Below are 20,413 nucleotides of genomic sequence, written 5' to 3'. Positions count from 1 at the left end.
ATCGCAATTAGCCACAAATCTGGAACAGAAACCCGGTTTCTTGTCCTAGGGCATCGGGAGTTCATGGGTTAGAAACCGGGTTTCTGCACAAAATTTATCGCAATTAGCCACAAATCTGGAACAGAAACCCGGTTTCTTGTTCTAGGGCATCGGGAGTTGATGGGTTAGAAACCGGGTTTCTGCACAAAATTTATCGCAATTAGCCACAAATCTGGAACAAAAACCCGGTTTCTTGTCCTAGGGATTCCAGACTGTTCCAATACTCTAGGCAGGCTGTAGACGTTCAAACCCTCGCCGGTTGTTGGGATACCTGTACCGACGATCGCCTAGGGATGGATTGACCCATCTGGCATTGTAGCGCCCGAGAGGTTGGTATGGCTCAGATTGCTGCCCGTGAGGTTCGCGCCATACAGGTTCGCACCTTTGAGGTTAGCCCGATAGAAATTAGCCCCAGTCAGGTTAGCATTTCGCAAGTCGGCTTGACTTAAATCGGCTTCACTCAGGGAAGTCGGTTGCTGATTTTGCTCATCCTGCAATTCCAGTTCATCCCCGTTGAGAATTAACAGAAAAGGTCCGATGCGAATTCTGGCCCCATCCGGTAAAACCATTGATTGATCGATTTGCTGGTCATTGACAAACACCCCATTGGTGCTGTTATGGTCGCGGATGATGTATTGTCCGTTGTCTTCGATATCGATGGAAGCATGACGACGAGAGACGAAAGGCGAATAAATCTGTAAGGAGACGCTGGGATCTCGACCGAGCATGACAGACTTTTTGTTTTTCAGGGACAAGGACCGCTCGGCGATCGGCTCTTTCTTGGGACTCGACAGATCCGCTCCGACTAAATTTGCTTCGCTGAGGTTAGCCCGACTGAGATTAGCATCGCACAATTTGGCCTTGCTGAGGTTGGCTTTTCGCAAAGTTGCTTCGCTTAAGTTCGCTTCGGTCAAATTGGCTTCACTCAAACTGGCTTCACTTAGATTGGTGCGACTCAGATTACTCCCAGACAGATTCGTTCCATCTAGCTTGGCTTTGCTCAAATTGGCTTCACTAAATTTGGCGTTGCGTAAGTCGGCTTCTACTAAATTGGCTTCGATTAATTTAGCCGCGAATAGTTCGGCATTTCTCAGATCGGCTTTTTCTAATTTAGCCCCGGTGAGGTCACTATCAAACAGGTGTGCTTCACTTAAATTGGCCCCATTTAATTTAGCCCCATTCAACTTGGCATTATTCAGGCTGGCAAAAGAAAGATTACTATCGCTTAAGTTGGCTTGACTTAAGATGGCTTCATTCAAATTAGCCCGAGTCAAGTTGGCCCCACTGAGGTCAGAGCGAGTGAGATTGGCGCGATGGAGGTCCGCATCGGTAAGTTCGGCGCGAAATAAATCCGCCCGAAACAAATCGGCACGACTGAGGTCGGCATAGCTTAATTTAGCGCCAAAGAGCTTGCCATTACTCAAGTCCGCACGGCTCAGGTGAGCATTTTCTAAATTAGCTCCACTGAGTTTGATGCCACTGAGTTTGGCCTCAAACAGGTCAGCACAACTAAGGTCGGCATCGTATAAATCCGCGAGACTGAGTTCAGCAAACATCAAATCAGCACGGACTAAGTAGGCACCCCGAAAATCCCTTTCTCCTGCTGCATACCGCTTCAGCAGTTCATTCGCATCCATATTGGTTTAGTGGTAGAGAGTTAGCAAGGAAAGCTGTATCTAAAAATCTTCCCAAAACCGAACCCTTTTGACTGCCTGATAATCCCCTAGGGCTGTTGCATGGAGTCCCGGGGAAAATATTGGGCCAGATAAGCCTCGGCATCCGAGCGGCTTTGAATTTCCCCGTCTAGGGTGGCCGCAAGCAGGCTGTCTAAAATGGTCTTAAACTGGGGTCCGGGTTTGTAACCAAGGGCTTTGAGATCATTGCCGTTGAGTAACGGTTTGACATTCATCCAGTGATGGACATATTGCCAAATTTTCCGCCTGAGAGCTTTGGGACTCATGACAGCGATCGCCATCAACAACGTCCGGTCATAACGGCTTAACAATCGCACCACCTCGCTGGGTCGGGACATCTCCCTCACTGGAGTGACGGCGATCGCCGCCGTTGCTAACTGTTCTAAGCGCTCAATACTATCACTACTCAGTTGCAAATTTTGGGCCACCTCTCCCCTCCATTGCGGCTCTAAATGAGCAATCAGCAGTTCTAAGCGAATCTGCCACGATTCTGGAAGGGTCTGAAGCGGCGATGCTGCTCCATTCACCGTACCCTGAATTTGCCGAATCCAGCGATCGACCGATCGCAATTGCTGCCATAATTCCCGGTCTAATTTTAAGCTGGGATGGATGCAGCGTAACGCATCAAAGGAGTCTAATAATTGCAAAGCCCGTTGCCAGTAGGGGGCTTGTAAAATATATTTCAGTTCATTCTTCAGCCTGGTTTCCAATGCGGGCACGCGCCGAGTTAACTCCGGCGATCGCAAATATACCCCACTCTCCATCGCCAGCCGAATATACCCTTGAGTCTGCGGTTCAATCTCAAATCCCAACCGCACCGCAAACCGCACCGCCCGATAAATCCGCGTCGGGTCCTCAATAAAACTATTCACGTGTAACACCCGAATCTGACCCGCCTGCAAATCCAACCATCCCCCAAAGAAATCCAAAATTTCTCCCCGACGATTGGGCCCGGTAAGCCTCACAGCCAGAGCATTCAGGGTGAAATCTCTCCGGTAAAGGTCTTGGCGAATCGAGGAGGCTTCAACTTCGGGATTCGCCGCTGGATAGGGATAAAATTCCGTCCGCGCTGTGGCAATATCAACCCACAGAGAATCTAATTCCGGGTGTTTATGCCACAACAAGGCAGCGGTTTGGAATTGGCCGTGAATGTCTAAACGAGCCGTGGGATAAAGTTTTTGGAGCTGTTCAGCCAGTTCGACCCCGGCAGCATCATCAGCACGGGAATCGAACCCATCCACAACCAAATCAATATCCGTCAGCAGCAAAGGTGGGCGATCGCCTTCAGGTTCTTTCTGCTTCTCCTGTTTTTCGACTAATTTAAACCCCGAACTCCCCTCTTGGTGATAAATTGCCCACAGGATATCCCGCACGGCTCCACCAACGAGATAAAGATGCCAACCTCGTTCTTCCGCCAATTGGGCCGCCCGATTCAGGAGAGTCCCCAGTTGCGGCGCGAGGCGATTCGCCAACAGGGAGGCGACTTCCCGAGGTAAGGGACAATAGGACGGACTTCCACTGGTGAAATTGCTCTGAGAGCCGATCGCACTATCCTGGTGCAGTTGTCGCAACACATCGGTGCGGGTGACAATCCCTTGTAATGAACCTTCCGACAACACCGGCAATCGCCCGATATCAAAGGTCACCATCAGGTCCTCAATGTCCGGTAAGGGCGTATCTGGGGCGATCGTTCTAACATTGCTACTCATGTAGCCTTTAACTGGCGCATGACCCAATCCATGATGCAAGGCAATATCCAGGTCCCGGCGACAAATCACCCCCACCAGGGTTCCTGCTTCATTCACCACGGATAACCCAGAATGACCATAGCGCAACAGAATCCGCTGGGCTTCATGAATGGTCGTTTCGGGTCGAATTGTCCGGACTGGGGAGGACATCAATTCTCGGGCGACTGGTTGATGAGGAATCTGCTTTTTAAACTCTGCAAGGATTTCCTGGAAGGTAATAATCGGGTCCGTGAGGCGCAAACTGACGGAACTGGCACGGGGATGTCCTCCACCCCCCCAAGGGGTGAATAAGGTTTGGAGATTGGTCCCGGAAATGCGCGATCGCCCAATCACCACCAGCCGATGTTCATCGGACCCTTTGATGGGATAGCGATTTCCCAACAGCAGCGCTTCGGTGTCCGTAATCTCCATAATTTGCCCCGCCACACTGGATAATCCAGCAATGTATTCCGGGGTTTCCAGCAGCACTGTCGAAACAGGATGACCCTGAATCGTTTCGGTTTGGAGAGTCTCTAAGGCAGTCGTGAGCAGGTCCTGGAGTCGGGGAGATAATCCCGGTTCGATATATTCGGCAATTACTGATAAGGAAGCACCTTGTTCCATTAACCAGGCTAAGGCGATCGCATCCCTTGGGGTGGTATGGTCAAAGGTTAAGGAACCCGTGTCTACATGAATGCCTAGTGCCATGACTGTTGCTTCCGCCACATTCAAAATTGGCCCGTTGGGATGAGGGTCTAACCCCAAACGAAGCTGTTCAACGATCGCCGTCGTTGTGGCACCTAGGGCTTCAATATGAGTTTCTGTCGCTGGAATATCGCTCTGAACATGAGGGTGATGATCCCACACTGCAATTGGGACCGGCAAATCTAACCATTCTGCGGTTTTACCCAGGCGATCGCGCTGTTGGGTATCCACCACCGTCACGGAACGAATGCGATCGGGATTGACCGATCGCCGTTCAATTAAGGGATACTCATCCCGATGCAAGGCCAAAAATTGCCGCACTCCTGGATGGCAACCCCCCGCGAGTACAATCCGACTTCCCGGGGATAACCGAGTCAGTCCCACCGCAGCCCCCAAGGTATCGAAATCTGCTGTGGTATGACACAAAATAATGTCCATTTTTCTTGTCATTTGTTTGTTAGGGAGATGGGGAGGATTGGGGAGATGGGGAGGATAGGGGAGATGGGGAGGATGGGGGAGATAGGGGAGATAGGGGAGATTGTTCGTAGTAACGACTTCAGTCGTTGCTCTCGTGTGATGGCGTAAGCCAATCACACGAGCAATCCGAGGGTCTAGTGCCTGCTTCGGAACTGGAGGACGAGCCTAAGCTGAGGGCGTTACTTGGCATCCGCCAAGTAACGCGGCAACGACTGAAGTCGTTACTACAAACAAAAGAGGAGAACGACTTCAGTCGGGACGTTGAACATCTCCCCCATCCTCCCATCCTCCCCATCTCCCCCTTCCTCCCATCCTCCCATCCTCCCTAAGAATAAAGCCTGTACCCCCTCTATGAGATTGGGTCATTTTTTGGTAGTTTAAGAATCAGAGCGATTAATTAACCGATATTTGCTCTAGTTCAAACCCTGATTACTAGACCCGCTGTCGAAGGAAGAAAAAAAAATGACAATTATTTTTCAACTGGCTCTTGCCGCCCTGGTTTTCTTGTCTTTTGTGATGGTCGTGGGCGTCCCTGTCGCTTATGCCTCTCCCCAAAACTGGGATCAATCTAAACCCTTGCTGTTCATTGGTTCGGGTGTTTGGTTTGCTCTGGTGATTCTGGTGGGAGTTTTAAACTTTTTGGTGGTATAAGCACCCTGCTAAGGGGGTCAGCGATCGAAAGGTGCAAGGGGCGATCGGTTTGATGCCGATGGTCTTTTGTCCTTTCGATTCTTGAGCGCCCATTGCACCGGGGGAGCATGAAGGCTTACCCCTACAACTTTATCGATAATCAATTAGAAGAAAGCTAATATGGCGGTTTTTGAGGGAACGTTTACCCAGACTGAGGGCTTGCGGTTTGCGATCGCGATCAGTCGCTTCAATGATTTGATTGTAGGCAAACTGTTACAGGGCTGTGAGGATGCTCTCAAGCGTCACGGTGTGGATGTAGACCCCCAGGGGACTCAGGTGGATTATGTATGGATTCCCGGGAGTTTTGAGGTGCCGATTGTGGCCCGTCAACTCGCGATTTCGGGGCGCTATGATGCGGTGATTTGCTTAGGTGCAGTGATCCGAGGTCAAACCCCTCATTTTGATTATGTAGCAGCAGAGGTCTCAAAAGGGATTGCTGCGGCTGGATATCAGACGGGAGTGCCGGTGATTTTTGGCATTATTACGGCGGATACGATGCAGCAAGCCCTAGAACGGGCCGGGGTGAAGAGTAATAAGGGCTGGGATTATGGGATGAATGCCCTGGAAATGGCGAGTTTAATGCGGCGCTTAAATCAGGTGGGTCCCGGGGAGGGGACTGGTACTCATGGGGCGGCCCTAGGCGGTGGCGATCGCTCGTTACCGGCTTCTTCATTAAATCCCTCGGGGTCTGCCCAGGTTTCTACCCATGTCGAAGGCGCATAAGCCTTCCCGGCTGGTCGTTTCGGGGCTTTGAGCGACGCTCAAAAATTTTTTGAGCGATCGCCTTGACAAACCTGGGTGAATCTGCCATACTAATAAAGTCAAAGATTTGCGGGTATAGCTCAGTGGTAGAGCGTCACCTTGCCAAGGTGAATGTCGCGCGTTCGAATCGCGTTACCCGCTTTTAAAATGATTAATCAATAATCCCAGGAAAAACAAGTTTTGGGATCAGAACTTCCCTTGAGAATCCGGATTGAAGTTGTTATGATCCAGTGTAAAGCTGGAGTGTGGCTTGTCGGCGGGGCGAACGCTTAAGTCAAAAAACGATGTTAAGATCCGGGCAGACAACCGCAAGGCGATTAAAACTCCCGAATGCTACAATCAGTTCTGTAATATAAACGAGAAAAATGGAGCATTAAGCTCCTATCATAAGCTGTCAAAATTTCCAGGCGATCGCCGAGGATAACCGATCGCAGAGATTGGCAAGTCTATGTTGTAAAGTCGTGGAATTTTTATGGATTAGCGCCTGTGCCATCTCAAAAATCCCAAAAGATCGACCTCAATGCAGAGTACCCCTGTCCCTGTAGGCGGAGGGGACGTTTGGTCCCGATCACCCTAACCGAAGCCTTGGGGTGCGATCGGTGTCAAAATATTTTTGTGGTTACCGAAGATGGACAGGGGATCGAGCAACTCCCGACCAATTCCCCCTATAAACGTTGTTGGAACTGGAATGGCAATCAGTGGTGTGTAGCCAATACCCATCTGAGGGAGAGCTACTTACCCATGTCCCTCGTGATTATCATCGGCCTAGTGGTATTCTGGTTACCCTATGCTTTGGGGTTACCCCTAGGCCCAAGCGTGATCCCTTGGGTCATTTTAGCGGTGTTGCTGGCAACCTTGCCAGCTTTAATGGTTTGGTTGGCTTACAGGCGATAGATGAGCTCGATGACAACAGATTCTACTTTTCCCCCAAATCCTGATGCGATGGCTGTCGTGGAGAGCGTCTATCAAGCTTCTTTGATCATGGCGCAGACTTCCAGCCAACAACGAACCCGTGCTCTGGAGGAGATGGCGAAATCCCTCAAGCAAGCCTCGGATGAGATTTTAGAAGCCAATACCCTGGATTTGGAAGCGTCCCGGGAAATGGCGGTGCCTGATTTGATTCTGGAATGGCTGAAGCTGACTCCTGAACGGATCCAGATAACGGTACAAATTCTGCAACGGTTGGCGGAGTTGTCCGATCCCATGCGCCGAGTGATGAACGCCTCCTACCAAGTGGAGGGGTCACAATCTTATTGCCAGTTAATGCCGTTAGGGGTGATCGGTTTAGTCTATGAAGCGTTACCGGATTTAGGGGCGATCGCCGCTGGGTTGTGCATCAAAACCGGCAACTGTCTGATTCTCAAAGGCGGAATGTATGCAGCTCATACCAACGCGGCGATCGCGGATGCCTTACAACGTGCCCTATTCAAAGTAGATATGCCTGAAGGCTGTTTGGAAATGATTCCCGCAGAAATGGGAGTTTCCACCCGAGATTTAGTCCGCCAAGATAAATATATCAGCTTAGTCATCCCCTACGGTCGGCCTAGTCTCGTCCACCAGGTGATTCGGCAAGCGACGGTCCCTGTACTCAAATCCGGCATGGGAAACTGTTACCTCTATTGGTCCCCCAGTGGCAGCATGGATTTGGCACGATGGGTGATTCAAGACTCCCACCAAAGTGAACCGGATCCCGTCAATGCCATTGAAAAAGTCCTGATTCATCGCAATCAAAAACCCTCTTCCCTGGCGATGCTGTTTAACAGTTTGCAGGATAAAGGGTTTGAAGTTCGGGTGGATGAGGTTCTCAGCGAAGAGTTTCCAGAATTAAAAAAAGTAGAAGAATCAGAATGGTCTTCGGCCTATTTAACCAAAACCGTTGCCTTTAAAGTCGTGGATAATCTGGAAGCGGCGATCGCCTGGATCAATCAATACAGTAGCGGTCATGCTGATTGTATCGTCACTGAATCCTATCTGGAAAGTTCTCAATTTGGGGGAGGAGTCAACAGCGCCTCAACCTATATCAACGCTTCCCCTCGCTTTTACCGCTATCCCAAACAAGGAGATGCCATTTTTCTGGGAATGTCCAACCAAAAAGGCCATCGCCGAGGCTTAATTGGTCTAGAAAGTTTGACCACGGTCAAGCATATCATTCAAGGCAAAGGTCAGGTGTGAACCCTTCCATACCGGATAGTTGGTTGTTCAAATATTTAGAATGGGGAGGATGGGTTTAAGCCATCCTCCCCACTTTTAATTGTCTCAACCCAATCTGAGTTTTGCCGGTTTAAACCTCAACGGTTATTTTCCAACTAACTTGACATTCTTAGCAAGGCCAAGGGCTTGTAAAATTTGAATCGTCATCCAAGTAAAATCAATTTCCCACCACTGCATTCCATGTCGAGCAGAATATTGATAGGCATGGTGATTATTGTGCCAACCTTCGCCATAAGTTACTAAGGCAACCCACCAGCAGTTCGTAGAGCGATCTTCACTGTCATAGGTGCGATAGCCAAACTTATGAGTGGCGCTGTTCACAAACCAGGTGCAGTGAAACACCACCACGAGGCGAACAAAAATTCCCCAAACCACAAAGGACCAGCCGAGTCCGGGGGAAATTGCTTCTCCTAAAAAGTAGAAACTAACACCTAAAGCAATTTGAATCGGAAGTAAAAACTTGTCGCAAAACTGATAAAACGGATCGTCTGCAATATCTTTTGTTAAGCGAGGGATTTCGGCCTCAGCAGGAGAATGATAGAATAACCAACCCATGTGGCTCCACCAGAACCCTTGATTAGAGTCATGGGGATCAGCGGAATTATCCGAGTGCAGATGATGTGCACGATGCAGTCCAACCCAATCGATCGGACTCCCTTGACAGCTTAGAGTGCCGCAAAATATCAGAAAATACTCTAACCACTTGGGTGCGGTAAAACTCCGGTGAGTGACTAACCGATGAAATCCCAGGGTGACTCCCAGACCCCCTGTTACCCAGTGGAATACGACCGCTAACCCCACTGCCGCCCAACTAAAGTTACTCGGCAGGAATGCGAACAGGGCTAGAGCGTGAATTGCGATCATGAAGATGATAACCGGCCAGTCAGGCGGCATCCGGGACAGATCTTGCTCTATTGTTTCTTGTGTTTCTTGTGTTGAACTGACAATCGTCATCTGTGACCTTATTGTGACCTTATTACAAATTTTTCTGCCAAAATCTGCTGTGGGATGTTGCAATGGCACCATCGCCGATTAAGCGTGAGGTCTAGTCTTTTTGCCCTACAGCGCGATCGCCTCGACTCCCGGTAAGAGTCTGTCAGAACGCCCAAGGCAGGCAAAACCCTCGATTGGCTGAGATTATTTTACATCAGGGCAATTTTTTCCCTTAACTTACTGTAACATTTCATACGAGGTTTTGATGGATCGCTCTCAATGGCTGCAAGAAGCAGAAACTGCTCTATTCCCTCTGTTTTGCCAAATTGATGCTCAGGTCAAGAAAAACCTAGAGCGGGTCCTCGGGGCTTATCGCCGTCACCGGGTCGGGGTTCACCATTTTGCCGGGGTGACGGGATATGGTCATGATGACTTGGGGCGTCAAACTCTGGATCAAATTTTTGCCGAGGTGATGGGTGCCGAAGCGGCGACAGTGCGGGTGCAGTTTGTTTCTGGGACTCATGCGATCGCTTGTGCCCTCTTTGGGGTATTGCGTCCCGGAGATGAAATGTTGGCCGTTGCCGGTGCTCCTTACGACACCTTAGAGGAAGTAATTGGGTTACGCGGCACCGGTCAAGGCTCCCTGATGGAATTTGGGGTGAGTTATCGTCAATTGGAATTAACGCCCACAGGGGAAATCGATTGGGTGGCACTCCAAACTGCTATCACGAACAAAACTCGTTTGGTCTCGATTCAGCGCTCTTGTGGCTACTCCTGGCGTCCCAGTCTGTCCATTGCGGATATTGAAAAAATTATTCATCTCGTCAAGGGTCAAAATCCCGAGACGATTTGTTTTGTGGATAACTGCTACGGCGAATTTATCGAAGATCGCGAACCCCCGGCGGTGGGGGCGGATTTAATTGCCGGTTCCTTGATTAAAAATCCCGGGGGGACGATTGTTGAGGGTGGGGGCTATGTGGCCGGACGCGCAGATTTAGTCGAAGCGGCTACCTGTCGCCTCACTGCGCCAGGAATTGGCAGTAGTGGAGGGGCGACGTTCGATCGCAATCGGCTGTTGTTTCAGGGGCTATTTCTCGCGCCGCAAATGGTGGGAGAGGCGATGAAGGGAAATCATTTAACGGCTTATGTGTTCGATCGCCTGGGATATCCGGTTAACCCTGCCCCCACTGCACCGAGGCGGGATGTGATTCAGGGGATTCAGTTGGGTTCCCCCGAAAAACTGATTGCCTTTTGCCGTGCCATTCAGAAGTATTCCCCCATCGGGTCCTATTTGGATCCGGTGCCTGCACCGATGCCTGGGTATGAGAGTCAGTTGGTGATGGCGGGGGGAAGTTTTATTGATGGCAGTACCTCGGAGTTGTCTGCTGATGGTCCGTTGCGGGAGCCTTATGTGGTGTTTTGCCAGGGCGGAACCCATTGGACTCATGTGGCGATCGCCCTAGAAGCGGCAGTCGCAGCGGTGGGTCCGGCTTAACCGGCTGCCCTCCTCGTTGATGTTTCCGACTGCTGTTCTAACAAGGGTTGCTTCTGGCCACCAGAACTACAGAGGGCCTCTGCCCTCTGGTTTCACGCAACTTGTTGTTGCGTCTCGACCAAGCCAAACGAGGATTCCAAGTAACTTTGACGGCAGGTAAACACCGTGTAGCCTTGAAGTGGCATCAAAGAGATAAACTCGCCACAACAATCAATGACCCGATAATAGCGGCCATCCCTGGAAATTAAACAATCTCCCGTTTGGATTTTCATAGGTAGTATCCAAAAAGGCGTACTCAATATTCTATCCGGTTGTTAATTTAAGTTGATTTTCACAAACTTTACTTAATCTTACCGGATATTTTTTAACGCCCGTCCATATATTGTTATAAAAAAAATAAAGTTTTGTAAATAAGTTGTTACAATGAGCCGCAAGGGTATGAAACGGCTAGGGGAGCAAATGCTTCTAGGCTTTAAACCGGATAGGGGAGTTTGGAGATCATCTGTGAGGACTCGGACTGGAACAGGAGAACGGTTTAGGGTTCAAGGGCAGCGAGGTTCAAAATCGCATCTCCTTGGTTAACCAATGGGTTTTGAGTATGACCGATGATCACCCCATCAAAGGGGGCATAAACTTTCATCGTCTGGTCTCCAAAGGCATCACAGATAATTCCTAAGCGTTGTTTTTTAGAGATAGATTGGCCGAGTCCTACTTCTAAGTGCAGAATTCCACTAGAGGGCGATCGCACCCATTGGGTTTTTTTGACCTCTAAAGACGGAGGGAATGGGGAGGGTGCAGCCGCCGAAATCATCCCCAACATCGCCATCACTTGTAGGATTCCCCTTGTCCCGACGGCGATCGACTTTTCATCAAATCGGAGCGCTTCTCCACTTTCATAGAGCAGAACCGGAATTCCCAACTGAGTCGCCGCTTGTCGCAAGGAACCATCCCGAGTCGTGGCATGAATCATCAGGGGTGCGCCAAATGCCTGAGCACAGCGATAGGTTTCGCGATCGCACAGATTGGCCCGAATTTGAGGCAAATTAATTCGATGATGGGAAGCCGTATGTAAATCAATGCCATGAGTCGATCGCATCACCACTTCTTTCATGAACAGATGCGCCAACCGAGAGGCTAAGGAACCCCGCGCTGAACCGGGAAAGGAGCGATTTAAGTCTCGGCGATCGGGTAAATAGCGCGACTGTTCGATAAACCCGAACACATTCACAATCGGCACCGCGATGATACTGCCACAGAGTTGACGCGGGGAAATTTGATGCAGCACTTGCCGAATAATTTCCACCCCATTAATTTCATCGCCGTGAATGGCAGCACTCAACCAGAGTCGAGGCCCCGGTTTTGTGCCATTGATCACCGTAACGGGTAGTCCTAGCATTGTTTGCGTCGGCAGTCGAGCAACCGGCAATTCTAAGCGCCTTTGTTCTCCCGGTGGGATGGTGGCATTGCCGATTTGAATGACTCCGGACATACAGTTTAACTTTCGCTATGCAAGTCGCTTACAATTGAAGGGAAGCGCTGAATGTCTTCTAATTTACAATGCTTTGGCCCCCAGTCCAACCCCGGGCGGTGAAGGAGTGGGTCGAAATGGGATAGAGTCTGCTCAGTTTGGGTTAGTATTGAGTGCGATCGCGGGTTTTTTTCGGCGCTGAATTTTTCTCAATAAACTCGATAATCTTACTCGCCACATCCACATTGGATGCCGCCTCAATCCCTTCCAAACCCGGTGACGAATTCACCTCAATCACCACCGGACCATGATTTGATCGCAAGATATCCACTCCTGCTACCTTTAACCCCATCGTTTTGGCGGCTCTAACCGCTGTTGAGCGTTCCTCGGGAGTCAGCTTAATTTTTTCCGCTGTGCCTCCCCGGTGCAGGTTAGAGCGAAATTCTCCCGGTTCACTCTGGCGTTTCATCGAGGCGACGACTTTATCTCCCACCACAAAACAGCGGATGTCGGCACCTTCGGCTTCTTTAATAAATTCTTGCACCAATATATTGGCATCCAACCCGCGAAAGGCTTCAATCACCGACTTGGCAGCTTGGGTGGTTTCCGCGAGGACCACCCCAATGCCTTGGGTCCCTTCGAGGAGTTTAATCACCAGAGGCGCACCGCCGACAATTTCGATTAACCCTTCAATGTCTTTGGTGGAATTGGCAAACCCTGTGACAGGCAGTCCGATCCCTTCACGCGCCAGCAGTTGTAAACAGCGTAGTTTATCGCGCGATCGTGAAATCGCCTGAGATTCATTCGCCGTAAACACTCCCATCATCTCAAACTGGCGCACCACCGCCGTTCCATAGAAAGTTTTAGAGGCCCCAATCCGAGGGATAATGGCATCAAAGTCTTCTAACGGTTTCTGCTGATAAACCACCGTTGGCCGATGAGAGGCGATATTCATATAACAGCGCAGGTAATCAATCACCTTCATGTGATGACCTCGTTGCTCACCCGCTTCTTTCAGTCGTCGGGTGGAGTACAGCGAAGCCTTTTGCGACAAAATCGCGATTTTCATAATTCTCTATTTTGATGCTCTGAGCTTGACCTGCCTCGACCCTTTGGCTCTTTAGTCTTGATTTGACGAATCAACCGATATTGTTGACTCTGCAAAGGAGTTTTCAGGATAAGACATTTTTCAATTTTTTATTGATTCTACCCGATTTTTAACCTTTGTCAATCCTCTTTGGATTAGACCCTTGTCTTAAATTTGGCTTAAGCATTATAATCAGAAATCAACTTTTGGAGTTATTTCATCAACGCCCAAATGAATTTTGACCCAGCCTGAAAATCTTTGATTTTAGTTATAACATGACAAGGGTAGCATTTATTTTTTCCTGTTCTACCAAGTCAAAAACTATTAAACATAAAAAATCTAGCGGTCTCCCTAACTGTGGAAATCGCTATCGCTTTAATTAACGGCTTAATTTGAAGAAACTCTGCCTGATGGGGTCGGTTTAAAAAGATTCCACCGGGAGCAGGGGAAAGAATTTTGCTCCTACTTCTGACTGAGTAAAAAAGACTTTCCGGGATCGACTAAAAAGCGATGCCGTAATGCCTGACGTCCCAGCAACATCCGAAATCCCATCACATCGCGATTGGTGAGGGTGAGTTCAATCGGCCATTGGTAACCCCAAATGTCTATGGGGGTGAGAATGACCAATCTTAACTCAGTATGACCGCCAGAATTGCGAACCTGTCTTTCATCGACTAAGGGGGACAGGGTAGCAACGGTTTGAATGGTATCCCGTTGATACGGATGCACTTTGAAACGAACTAGATGTTTTCCGTCTTGGTGGAAAGTCTCAATATCAAAAGCATGGATGGCAGAAGACCGCGCACCCGTATCAATTTTGGCTTTAATTTTCTCAATTCCCAGCTCAGGCAGGGAAACCCACTCCCGCCACCCTATCACCGGGAGTTGTGGTTTTTGTTTCATTCAGTTTTATTCCGATTCGACATGGTTATGTTTGGCTATGAGCGCGTCTTTTATATCACTTGAATAGATATTCGCATCGGTTAGATTTGCTGGGCTCAGGTTCGCTTCTTTAAAACTAGCGCCCACACAATCGGTATTTTTTAGATTGGCATTGGTCAGATCCACCCATTTAACCTCCGCATCTTGGAGGTTCGCTTGGCTGAGATCGGCCCCATCTACTAGGGAGCCATTCATTTTGGCCCCCTCTAACTGGGCCGAGGTTAAAATCGCCCCGGTCAAATTTGCTCCGTAAAGTGTAGCTTCTGTGAGTTCTGTATCGCTTAAATCCGCATAGCTAAGATTAGCACCACTGAGGTCCGTCTGGCTGAGATCTAATCCGCTTAAATTGGCTTTAGATAGATTAGCACTATGGAACGACACCTCGGCGATATTTGCCTCTGTTAGGTTCGCGCCACTCAGGTTAATCCCACTCAGGTTCAGTCCCTGTAGATTGGCTCGGCTCAAGTTGGCATCGGCGAGGATAACATCCCTAAATATCACCTCACTGAGATTGGCTTGTTCGAGATTGGCACTGCGTAAGTTAGTTTCAACTAGATCAGCCCGACTTAAGTCTGCTCCCTTTAAATTGGCGTGACTCAAGTCCACTCGGCGCAGATCAGCGGCTCGGAGTTGGGTTTCCTCTAAGTTGGCTTCAATCAGTGTCGCACCCTGAAGAATAGCGGAGCAGAATTGGCTATGACTCAAGTTTGCACCTGTCAGATTCGTGTAGCTCATATTAACCCACGCGGCTTTCTCTTGAGATAAATCCCAATGGGAAAAATCCCGGGTTCCTTCTTTGTAAAGGCTCTCAAATTTTTGAAGATTCATAAGCAAGTCTTTCCTATCATCATTTGCTAAATTTTAGTCAATTTTTTGGCCTAATGCCCTCACTCTATAGACGGATCCAGATTTATTGGAGCAGTAGATTTTTTAAGCGATCGCCTTTAACAATCACCACAGTCAGATGGAATAATCCAATTGTTTATCCCGAATTTTTTAAGTTATGAAGTCTAGGTTCGTCCAGAAAAAGCCCTAAATTTTACCCGAAATCATCAAAGTCCCCGATGCCTTAACCTATCAGGGCGTCGTCACTCCAGCTTTTGTCCTCCTTTGATAAATACAGGGCTTCATGACGGTTCAGGGGGATAACTGTTATGTCAATCTCATCAAGTTATAGAGACCCACACCCCATGACCAATGACCCATCACACCAAGCGAATCGCATAAACAAAATCTTCTTTCAACTTAAAAACATAATGCTTTCTAATGATTTCCTGAATTCGATAGAAATTAGCCAACCATTTTAGGGTATGCCGGTAAATGCTTGCTCTGTGGTTTTGCAGATTTTCGGGAAATGAGAACAAACTGGGAAAAGTGGCAAACCCCAAATCATGAATCATTTGAACAACGACTGGGTTTGCACTAATGGTATAAACATTTCTGTGGCGGGCGATCGCCTCTTCAATAGCCGCATAAAATAACCCTTTCCCCACCCCTTGTCTGCGATATTCTTCCCGGACATATAAAACAGCGATTTTCGTCCAATTTTGACCAAAATCACTATTTAAACTCACCCCCATCAGATGCCCATTGTCATCTTCAGCAATGCGGATATTCTCCGCTTGCAACCATTCTTGGCGGGAATACCCGACAATATAAGGAGTGCCCTGGATTTCTTTCACCAGTAACTCCGCTTCATCCGGGGTGACAGTTCGTCGGATAATTTTTACCATCGGTTGATTATCATTCACTGTTTAATTTTTGGGCAAAAACACGAACATCAGGGATAAGAAAAACATGAACAACCCTAGATAAATGCTGAGATTGGCGCGGCAAATCCTTTTGACAACATTCCATGAATTATGCTGAGTTTCAAAATCTTGATAATTAACTTTAAATTTGGACAATCCATGAGAGGTTTCTTGGAAAACCGTTTCATAATGGTAAAATCCCCAAAAAATAATCATTAAGACGATCGCCACCACAATCACCCCAATCCAAAACCAGGCTTTCGCGGCTTCAGATAAGATATTTTGCCCCGTATAAAATTTATGGATGCTGGTTTGAAATAAAACCACCGTGGCTAACCCCGAGAACAAGGAAGTGTACCGCTTAATCAAATAAATTAAATCATAGCAATATTTTTGGAATATTTCAATAATATGCTCCCCCATTGCCTCATTTTTCATTAAACTTTTGCCCAGGGATTCAATCTGATATTTAATATTGAGGCTTTGCGATCGCAAAAGCAGCAAGTCCTTAATCGCCGCATAACCCGCCCCAGCAAATATCCAGACTGCTAAACCGAAATTAATCGTTGAATAGGGCAAATATAACAAGTAAGGGAGATAATAGCTTGAAAAAATATCAGTTTTGGGAAACTCTAACTGATATTTTCCGTAAAGTGTATTGGGTCCCGTCCATAAATGATGTTCCAATAATAACCCAGCCACCGCCAACGAAAAGAGCGCAATAAAGACCCGAAATAAACTAAAAATTCCTAGGGGGTCTGGCAGGGTCTGGCGAAAGGAAAAAAACTCTCTCGTCTCTTGAGAAAACTTACTGGCAATCAGATAAATAATCCCCACAATTAAAATCATGCTTTGCGCCAGTTCAATAATCCACCCCCGTTCACCAAAGGATGCTATCCAAGGTTGACTGTTGACCCAAACGTAACTGGACAACAGGGATAATGTACTAATAGCTGACAAATAAATCCCGAGTTTAATGGCAATTTGGGGCCTAATTATTTTAGCATCAATGGGCCTCTCATTACTGGGATAATTGCTGAGATAATTAACCGCAACTTTTGGATACACTTGGGGAAATACATCTAAGGAAACCCCGGAATTTAACCACTGCTGCCAAGTCGGAGAAAATCCCGAGGGATTTTGAGAAATCACCGGCAACCAACTCACCCCTGGATATTGCGGATGAAAGGCATCTTCCAAGACTCCCCTGGCATAACGGACGGAGGCATAAAATGATTCATCATTGGCAAAAGCCCAGAGAAATTCTTGTAAAAATTTGGTGGCGACTTCATCCGGGACGGGTTCGCGCATGACAATGCTTTGGGGTAAGTGCAATTGGGTGAGTTGATTGGCTAACCCCAAGCCATCGCAGGAGTTGAAAATTGCCAGTTGTAGCCCGTTTTCATTAATCGCAATATCTAAGGCATTTTTTAAATCCGCAATCGCCATCCATTCGGTTTGATTGAGTTTAAATCGGCCAATTGTTCCCTGTTCATCACTTTGGGAATGTCCGGCAAAAAAGAAAATATGCCAGGATTGTTGGCGCAAGCATTGCCGGAGTTGTTCGGGGGTGGGTTGTTGCAGAATGGTAATTTCCCCTTGGCGATCGCCCAACCCTTCTAAAACTTGTCGATCAAGGTCTAGTTGCAAATGAGTCGCATAACCCAACACTGCCAGAATTTTAATCGTTTTACTGGAGAAAATCTCCCGATGCGGTCGCTGATAGCTGCGGGGACTTAAGGCAATATCGGTTTTCTTATAATTTCCCTGGGCAAATAAATCCCAAGTATGCCAAGGAATTCGCCGTAAATGAATATCCTCAGTTTCCAGTAAAATCCGAGTCTGTTCGTGGGTATTTTGCAACAATAAATCTCGGATATTTCGCCATTGTTTATCCCCGGAATTGAGCCATTCATTCAAGCGACTGGCTAATTCTTCCGCTACTTCTGGATCCGGAGAGACCACTTGACTAGAAATCGCTTCTAGTCTTGATGTTTTGACGCATTGAAAGTTAGCCCGCCATCGATTGAGTAATTCCGGTATTTCTGGGGCTGGGGGAAGAATGCCGGGAATTTGAATCTGTGTTTCCGTGGGCGGGTCATCACCCCGAATTTGCAACAAAGCCCGGAATCCTTGTTGGAAATTGCCCTCTTGTAATATCAGTATAACTAACTTTGACATCCGCTATCTGGTGAATCATTTATAAAACAATTAAATCAGAAAACTTTTGCTAATTTGATTAGACTCTAAAGCAATTTGAACCGTAAACGGTTCTCCGGAATTCCCTCTAAAATCTAATTGTAAAAAACCACTCGTATCCTTGGCGATCGCTGTAGTCAAAATCGGTCGGTTTTCTTCATCTAGGAGAATTAATTCTAAACTTCCCGGCAAATGAGTAGACCCTGGGGTGGGGTGGACTTGCACAGAAATCCGGGTTTTTTCCTCCGCTTCCTGGGCTAAAGCTATGATGAATACGAGGTCAATTCCAGCGATCTTAATCAATTGTCCCCCGATGATTTCCGGTTCCCAAGCCGATCGCCAGCCAAAGGCTAACTGCATTTGGGTGGAACTTAATAAAGAACCGATCGCCTGCCAACCCACCGGCAAACTATCGACCTGCCATTGACTTAACTGGACAGGTTCCCCCGCCAGTTCCACCGACTCCACCGCTAACCCCGCAATTTCTGTCAACTCCCCGCGATTAAACAACTCTAATAGTTGCTCAAATCCCGCTTCACTTCCGGCAAATTCGATGATAATTGAGCCTTCCGTCATCTTCATAATCGTTTGCTGATCGTCTCCAGTGATTTCTCGAACGACTGTTTGAATTTGGTGGATTTTTTCTGGGGTTAAACTCGCCAAATCCCCAGAAAACTTGATTTTCCATCGCACAACTTTTTGATTGCCCTGCTGTTCTACTTCAGCGATTAATTCATATTCAGGCATTGATGCAGCCATCACCTCATCCGGCTTGATGAAACTCGTCCCATCATCCTCTGAACCCTTCAAATTTGTTCGGGAATGGGATGACTTGTTCAACCACTTTTCTTCAAAAACAAATTGCATAATTCGGGCGGTGTCTTGGCTGGGTAACTCTAAATAAAACGATAATTTTTCCGCTTTAGGTCCCTTTTTAACCGAGCGTAAGTCCGTTAAAATTTGCAACTCCTCTAAATGGGCGATCGCATCTTGAATCTCCGCCTTCTTTTTTTCACTCGGATAGGGCATTCCCGTCATTAACTTAGCGAGATTGGCTTTCGTCGTGTACTTCACCCATAGCCGAGGGCGATCGGCCTGATTTTTTTGCCATTCTATCTGGAGAATTTCCGGTGAATCATTTCGACTAGAGAGTAATACTTCTAACAATCTTCTCACTCGTTGCTGGGGAATTTCTCCCCAAGTTAGATTCTTTCTTTGCGGCATTTTCTCCTCCCAATCATCCCCCGTTCTCCATCCCATTAACCCTCAATCTGAAACATTTGTTCGTTAGAGAGTTGGGGCTGAATGCAAAAAGCAAAAATATCATCCGGTACTCCGACGTAACCACAACGACTACCGGAACAATCACGCCCTGAACTATCTTGACCCTGCCGTGAATGCTGCCAACTTGCTGGTCCATTCATCTGGGATGTCCCCGATTAATTTTCGGGGTCCCAAATGCTGAACTCTTAAATTATAAGGCTTTTTAAGCAATTTTCATGACGATTCTGGGAGATTGACTCCGTTTGCCCTCCCAATTGATGCTTTGGATAAGCGTTTTTTAGGAAATCCACATTATTCTGAGTCATGTCATTTATCAGCAAACTTCAACAACTCGACCTCGGCCCAATCGCCTATAAATTGATGCACCCAGAAACTGGCGAAGGCTTAACTTACCCCCAAGTCAATCGTGCTTTAAGCCGGTATTTGATGTTTCTGTGCTTACTGTATCTTTATCCCCATCTAGCGATCGCCCCTAATCGAGAAATCGATCGCGTCTGGCATCAACATATTTTAGATACCAGCAAATATGCCCAAGATTGTCAAATGTTATTTGGTCAATTCATCCATCATTTCCCTTATTTTGGCCTTCGCGACCCCGGGGACCAAGAACAACTCCAGGATGCATTTGCTCAAACTGAAGCCTTATTTCAAACCCACTTTGGCATTACCCTCGCTGAAACAGATTCGGATAATTCTGAAGAGGGTAATAGTGACTCACAAAAGCCGGGAGTTTGTGTATTGAGAGAACATACCCATGCCCAACGACCTTCAGTAGAAATCAACCTTCAACTTCCTGAATTGTTTGGATAAGGGGATTGCAAAATATAAATCCTCCAAACGTTCAACTGAAAGGAAGGTATGTGTCGGAGTAAATGCTTGCGCCCTCCGGAGGGCGCAAGCATTTACTCCGACATTGACGGGGCTACTCTGTTGATCTACAAACGAACGT

18 protein-coding genes and 1 tRNA gene are annotated in these 20,413 nt (G+C 47.7%); 7 read left to right on the top strand and 12 right to left on the bottom strand.

Going from position 1 to position 20,413, the window contains the following annotated elements:
• Positions 1-326 precede the first annotated feature (326 nt).
• Positions 327-1,676 (bottom strand): pentapeptide repeat-containing protein, encoded by a 1,350-nt coding sequence (locus NG833_RS08670; RefSeq protein WP_254564893.1) that lies wholly within the window; start codon positions 1,674-1,676, stop codon positions 327-329.
• An 86-nt stretch (positions 1,677-1,762) separates the two neighbouring features.
• Entirely contained in the window at positions 1,763-4,603 is a 2,841-nt protein-coding gene (locus NG833_RS08665) for a CBS domain-containing protein (protein WP_254564894.1), read from the bottom strand.
• Positions 4,604-5,104: 501 nt separating this feature from the next.
• Here NG833_RS08665 and psbZ point away from each other — a divergent pair.
• The 5 genes from psbZ to NG833_RS08640 all read left to right on the top strand — a co-directional run bounded on the left by psbZ (position 5,105) and on the right by NG833_RS08640 (position 8,266).
• Positions 5,105-5,293 (top strand): photosystem II reaction center protein PsbZ, encoded by a 189-nt coding sequence (gene psbZ / locus NG833_RS08660; protein ID WP_015151721.1) that lies wholly within the window; start codon positions 5,105-5,107, stop codon positions 5,291-5,293.
• A 159-nt stretch (positions 5,294-5,452) separates the two neighbouring features.
• Positions 5,453-6,055 carry a 6,7-dimethyl-8-ribityllumazine synthase gene (gene ribH / locus NG833_RS08655; protein ID WP_254564892.1) on the top strand — a complete coding sequence of 201 codons (603 nt, stop codon included), beginning with the start codon at positions 5,453-5,455 and terminating at the stop codon, positions 6,053-6,055.
• Between the two features lie 108 nt (positions 6,056-6,163).
• Positions 6,164-6,235 (top strand) — tRNA-Gly (locus NG833_RS08650).
• Positions 6,236-6,580: 345 nt separating this feature from the next.
• A complete protein-coding gene (locus NG833_RS08645; protein WP_254564891.1) occupies positions 6,581-6,988 on the top strand; it encodes a hypothetical protein in 408 nt (135 codons plus the stop codon).
• Between the two features lie 9 nt (positions 6,989-6,997).
• Complete coding sequence (locus tag NG833_RS08640) at positions 6,998-8,266, top strand: glutamate-5-semialdehyde dehydrogenase (RefSeq protein WP_254564890.1); 1,269 nt, start codon at positions 6,998-7,000, stop codon at positions 8,264-8,266.
• Between the two features lie 123 nt (positions 8,267-8,389).
• On the opposite strand, the gene NG833_RS08635 is transcribed toward NG833_RS08640, so the two are convergent.
• On the bottom strand, positions 8,390-9,199 hold the full coding sequence (locus NG833_RS08635; RefSeq protein ID WP_375293893.1) for an acyl-CoA desaturase: 810 nt from the start codon (positions 9,197-9,199) through the stop codon (positions 8,390-8,392).
• Positions 9,200-9,503: 304 nt separating this feature from the next.
• Between NG833_RS08635 and NG833_RS08630 the strand changes: the two genes are divergently transcribed.
• Positions 9,504-10,733, top strand: coding sequence for a methionine gamma-lyase family protein (locus tag NG833_RS08630; RefSeq protein WP_254564888.1), 1,230 nt, complete (start codon positions 9,504-9,506; stop codon positions 10,731-10,733).
• Between the two features lie 92 nt (positions 10,734-10,825).
• On the opposite strand, the gene NG833_RS08625 is transcribed toward NG833_RS08630, so the two are convergent.
• From NG833_RS08625 to NG833_RS08585, 9 genes are all read right to left on the bottom strand, one after another.
• A complete protein-coding gene (locus tag NG833_RS08625) occupies positions 10,826-11,005 on the bottom strand; it encodes a hypothetical protein (protein WP_254564887.1) in 180 nt (59 codons plus the stop codon).
• Positions 11,006-11,268: 263 nt separating this feature from the next.
• A complete protein-coding gene (locus NG833_RS08620) occupies positions 11,269-12,222 on the bottom strand; it encodes a succinylglutamate desuccinylase/aspartoacylase family protein (protein ID WP_254564886.1) in 954 nt (317 codons plus the stop codon).
• A 142-nt stretch (positions 12,223-12,364) separates the two neighbouring features.
• Positions 12,365-13,270 carry a 30S ribosomal protein S6--L-glutamate ligase gene (gene rimK, locus NG833_RS08615; RefSeq protein WP_254564885.1) on the bottom strand — a complete coding sequence of 302 codons (906 nt, stop codon included), beginning with the start codon at positions 13,268-13,270 and terminating at the stop codon, positions 12,365-12,367.
• A 480-nt stretch (positions 13,271-13,750) separates the two neighbouring features.
• Positions 13,751-14,191 (bottom strand): RimK/LysX family protein, encoded by a 441-nt coding sequence (locus NG833_RS08610; RefSeq protein ID WP_254564884.1) that lies wholly within the window; start codon positions 14,189-14,191, stop codon positions 13,751-13,753.
• Positions 14,192-14,197: 6 nt separating this feature from the next.
• Complete coding sequence (locus NG833_RS08605; protein ID WP_254564883.1) at positions 14,198-15,058, bottom strand: pentapeptide repeat-containing protein; 861 nt, start codon at positions 15,056-15,058, stop codon at positions 14,198-14,200.
• Positions 15,059-15,435: 377 nt separating this feature from the next.
• A complete protein-coding gene (locus NG833_RS08600; protein ID WP_254564882.1) occupies positions 15,436-15,981 on the bottom strand; it encodes a GNAT family N-acetyltransferase in 546 nt (181 codons plus the stop codon).
• 3 nt (positions 15,982-15,984) lie between these two features.
• Positions 15,985-18,162, bottom strand: a complete 2,178-nt coding sequence (locus NG833_RS08595) for a CHAT domain-containing protein (RefSeq protein ID WP_254564881.1) — start codon at positions 18,160-18,162, stop codon at positions 15,985-15,987.
• Positions 18,163-18,192: 30 nt separating this feature from the next.
• Positions 18,193-19,404, bottom strand: a complete 1,212-nt coding sequence (locus NG833_RS08590) for a DUF1822 family protein (protein ID WP_254564880.1) — start codon at positions 19,402-19,404, stop codon at positions 18,193-18,195.
• Between the two features lie 35 nt (positions 19,405-19,439).
• On the bottom strand, positions 19,440-19,604 hold the full coding sequence (locus tag NG833_RS08585; RefSeq protein ID WP_254564879.1) for a hypothetical protein: 165 nt from the start codon (positions 19,602-19,604) through the stop codon (positions 19,440-19,442).
• Between the two features lie 163 nt (positions 19,605-19,767).
• Here NG833_RS08585 and NG833_RS08580 point away from each other — a divergent pair, with 163 nt between their 5' ends.
• Positions 19,768-20,274 carry a hypothetical protein gene (locus NG833_RS08580; RefSeq protein ID WP_254564878.1) on the top strand — a complete coding sequence of 169 codons (507 nt, stop codon included), beginning with the start codon at positions 19,768-19,770 and terminating at the stop codon, positions 20,272-20,274.
• Positions 20,275-20,413 lie beyond the last annotated feature (139 nt).

The organism is Oscillatoria sp. HE19RPO (assembly GCF_024220515.1).
Taxonomy (GTDB): Bacteria; Cyanobacteriota; Cyanobacteriia; order Cyanobacteriales; family Laspinemataceae; genus Laspinema.
Note: the sequence above shows the minus strand (reverse complement) of the source record. Positions and strands in the feature narration are given on the sequence as shown.

Excerpts from the sequence above, each read along its gene's own strand:
- NG833_RS08670 (WP_254564893.1), bottom strand. The coding sequence starts at position 1,676 with ATGGATGCGAATGAACTGCTGAAGCGGTATGCAGCAGGAGAAAGGGAT.
- NG833_RS08665 (WP_254564894.1), bottom strand. The coding sequence starts at position 4,603 with ATGGACATTATTTTGTGTCATACCACAGCAGATTTCGATACCTTGGGG.
- psbZ (WP_015151721.1), top strand. The coding sequence starts at position 5,105 with ATGACAATTATTTTTCAACTGGCTCTTGCCGCCCTGGTTTTCTTGTCT.
- ribH (WP_254564892.1), top strand. The coding sequence starts at position 5,453 with ATGGCGGTTTTTGAGGGAACGTTTACCCAGACTGAGGGCTTGCGGTTT.
- NG833_RS08640 (WP_254564890.1), top strand. The coding sequence starts at position 6,998 with ATGACAACAGATTCTACTTTTCCCCCAAATCCTGATGCGATGGCTGTC.
- NG833_RS08635 (WP_375293893.1), bottom strand. The coding sequence starts at position 9,199 with ATGCCGCCTGACTGGCCGGTTATCATCTTCATGATCGCAATTCACGCT.
- NG833_RS08630 (WP_254564888.1), top strand. The coding sequence starts at position 9,504 with ATGGATCGCTCTCAATGGCTGCAAGAAGCAGAAACTGCTCTATTCCCT.
- NG833_RS08625 (WP_254564887.1), bottom strand. The coding sequence starts at position 11,005 with ATGAAAATCCAAACGGGAGATTGTTTAATTTCCAGGGATGGCCGCTAT.
- NG833_RS08620 (WP_254564886.1), bottom strand. The coding sequence starts at position 12,222 with ATGTCCGGAGTCATTCAAATCGGCAATGCCACCATCCCACCGGGAGAA.
- rimK (WP_254564885.1), bottom strand. The coding sequence starts at position 13,270 with ATGAAAATCGCGATTTTGTCGCAAAAGGCTTCGCTGTACTCCACCCGA.
- NG833_RS08610 (WP_254564884.1), bottom strand. The coding sequence starts at position 14,191 with ATGAAACAAAAACCACAACTCCCGGTGATAGGGTGGCGGGAGTGGGTT.
- NG833_RS08605 (WP_254564883.1), bottom strand. The coding sequence starts at position 15,058 with ATGAATCTTCAAAAATTTGAGAGCCTTTACAAAGAAGGAACCCGGGAT.
- NG833_RS08595 (WP_254564881.1), bottom strand. The coding sequence starts at position 18,162 with ATGTCAAAGTTAGTTATACTGATATTACAAGAGGGCAATTTCCAACAA.
- NG833_RS08590 (WP_254564880.1), bottom strand. The coding sequence starts at position 19,404 with ATGCCGCAAAGAAAGAATCTAACTTGGGGAGAAATTCCCCAGCAACGA.
- NG833_RS08585 (WP_254564879.1), bottom strand. The coding sequence starts at position 19,604 with ATGAATGGACCAGCAAGTTGGCAGCATTCACGGCAGGGTCAAGATAGT.
- NG833_RS08580 (WP_254564878.1), top strand. The coding sequence starts at position 19,768 with ATGTCATTTATCAGCAAACTTCAACAACTCGACCTCGGCCCAATCGCC.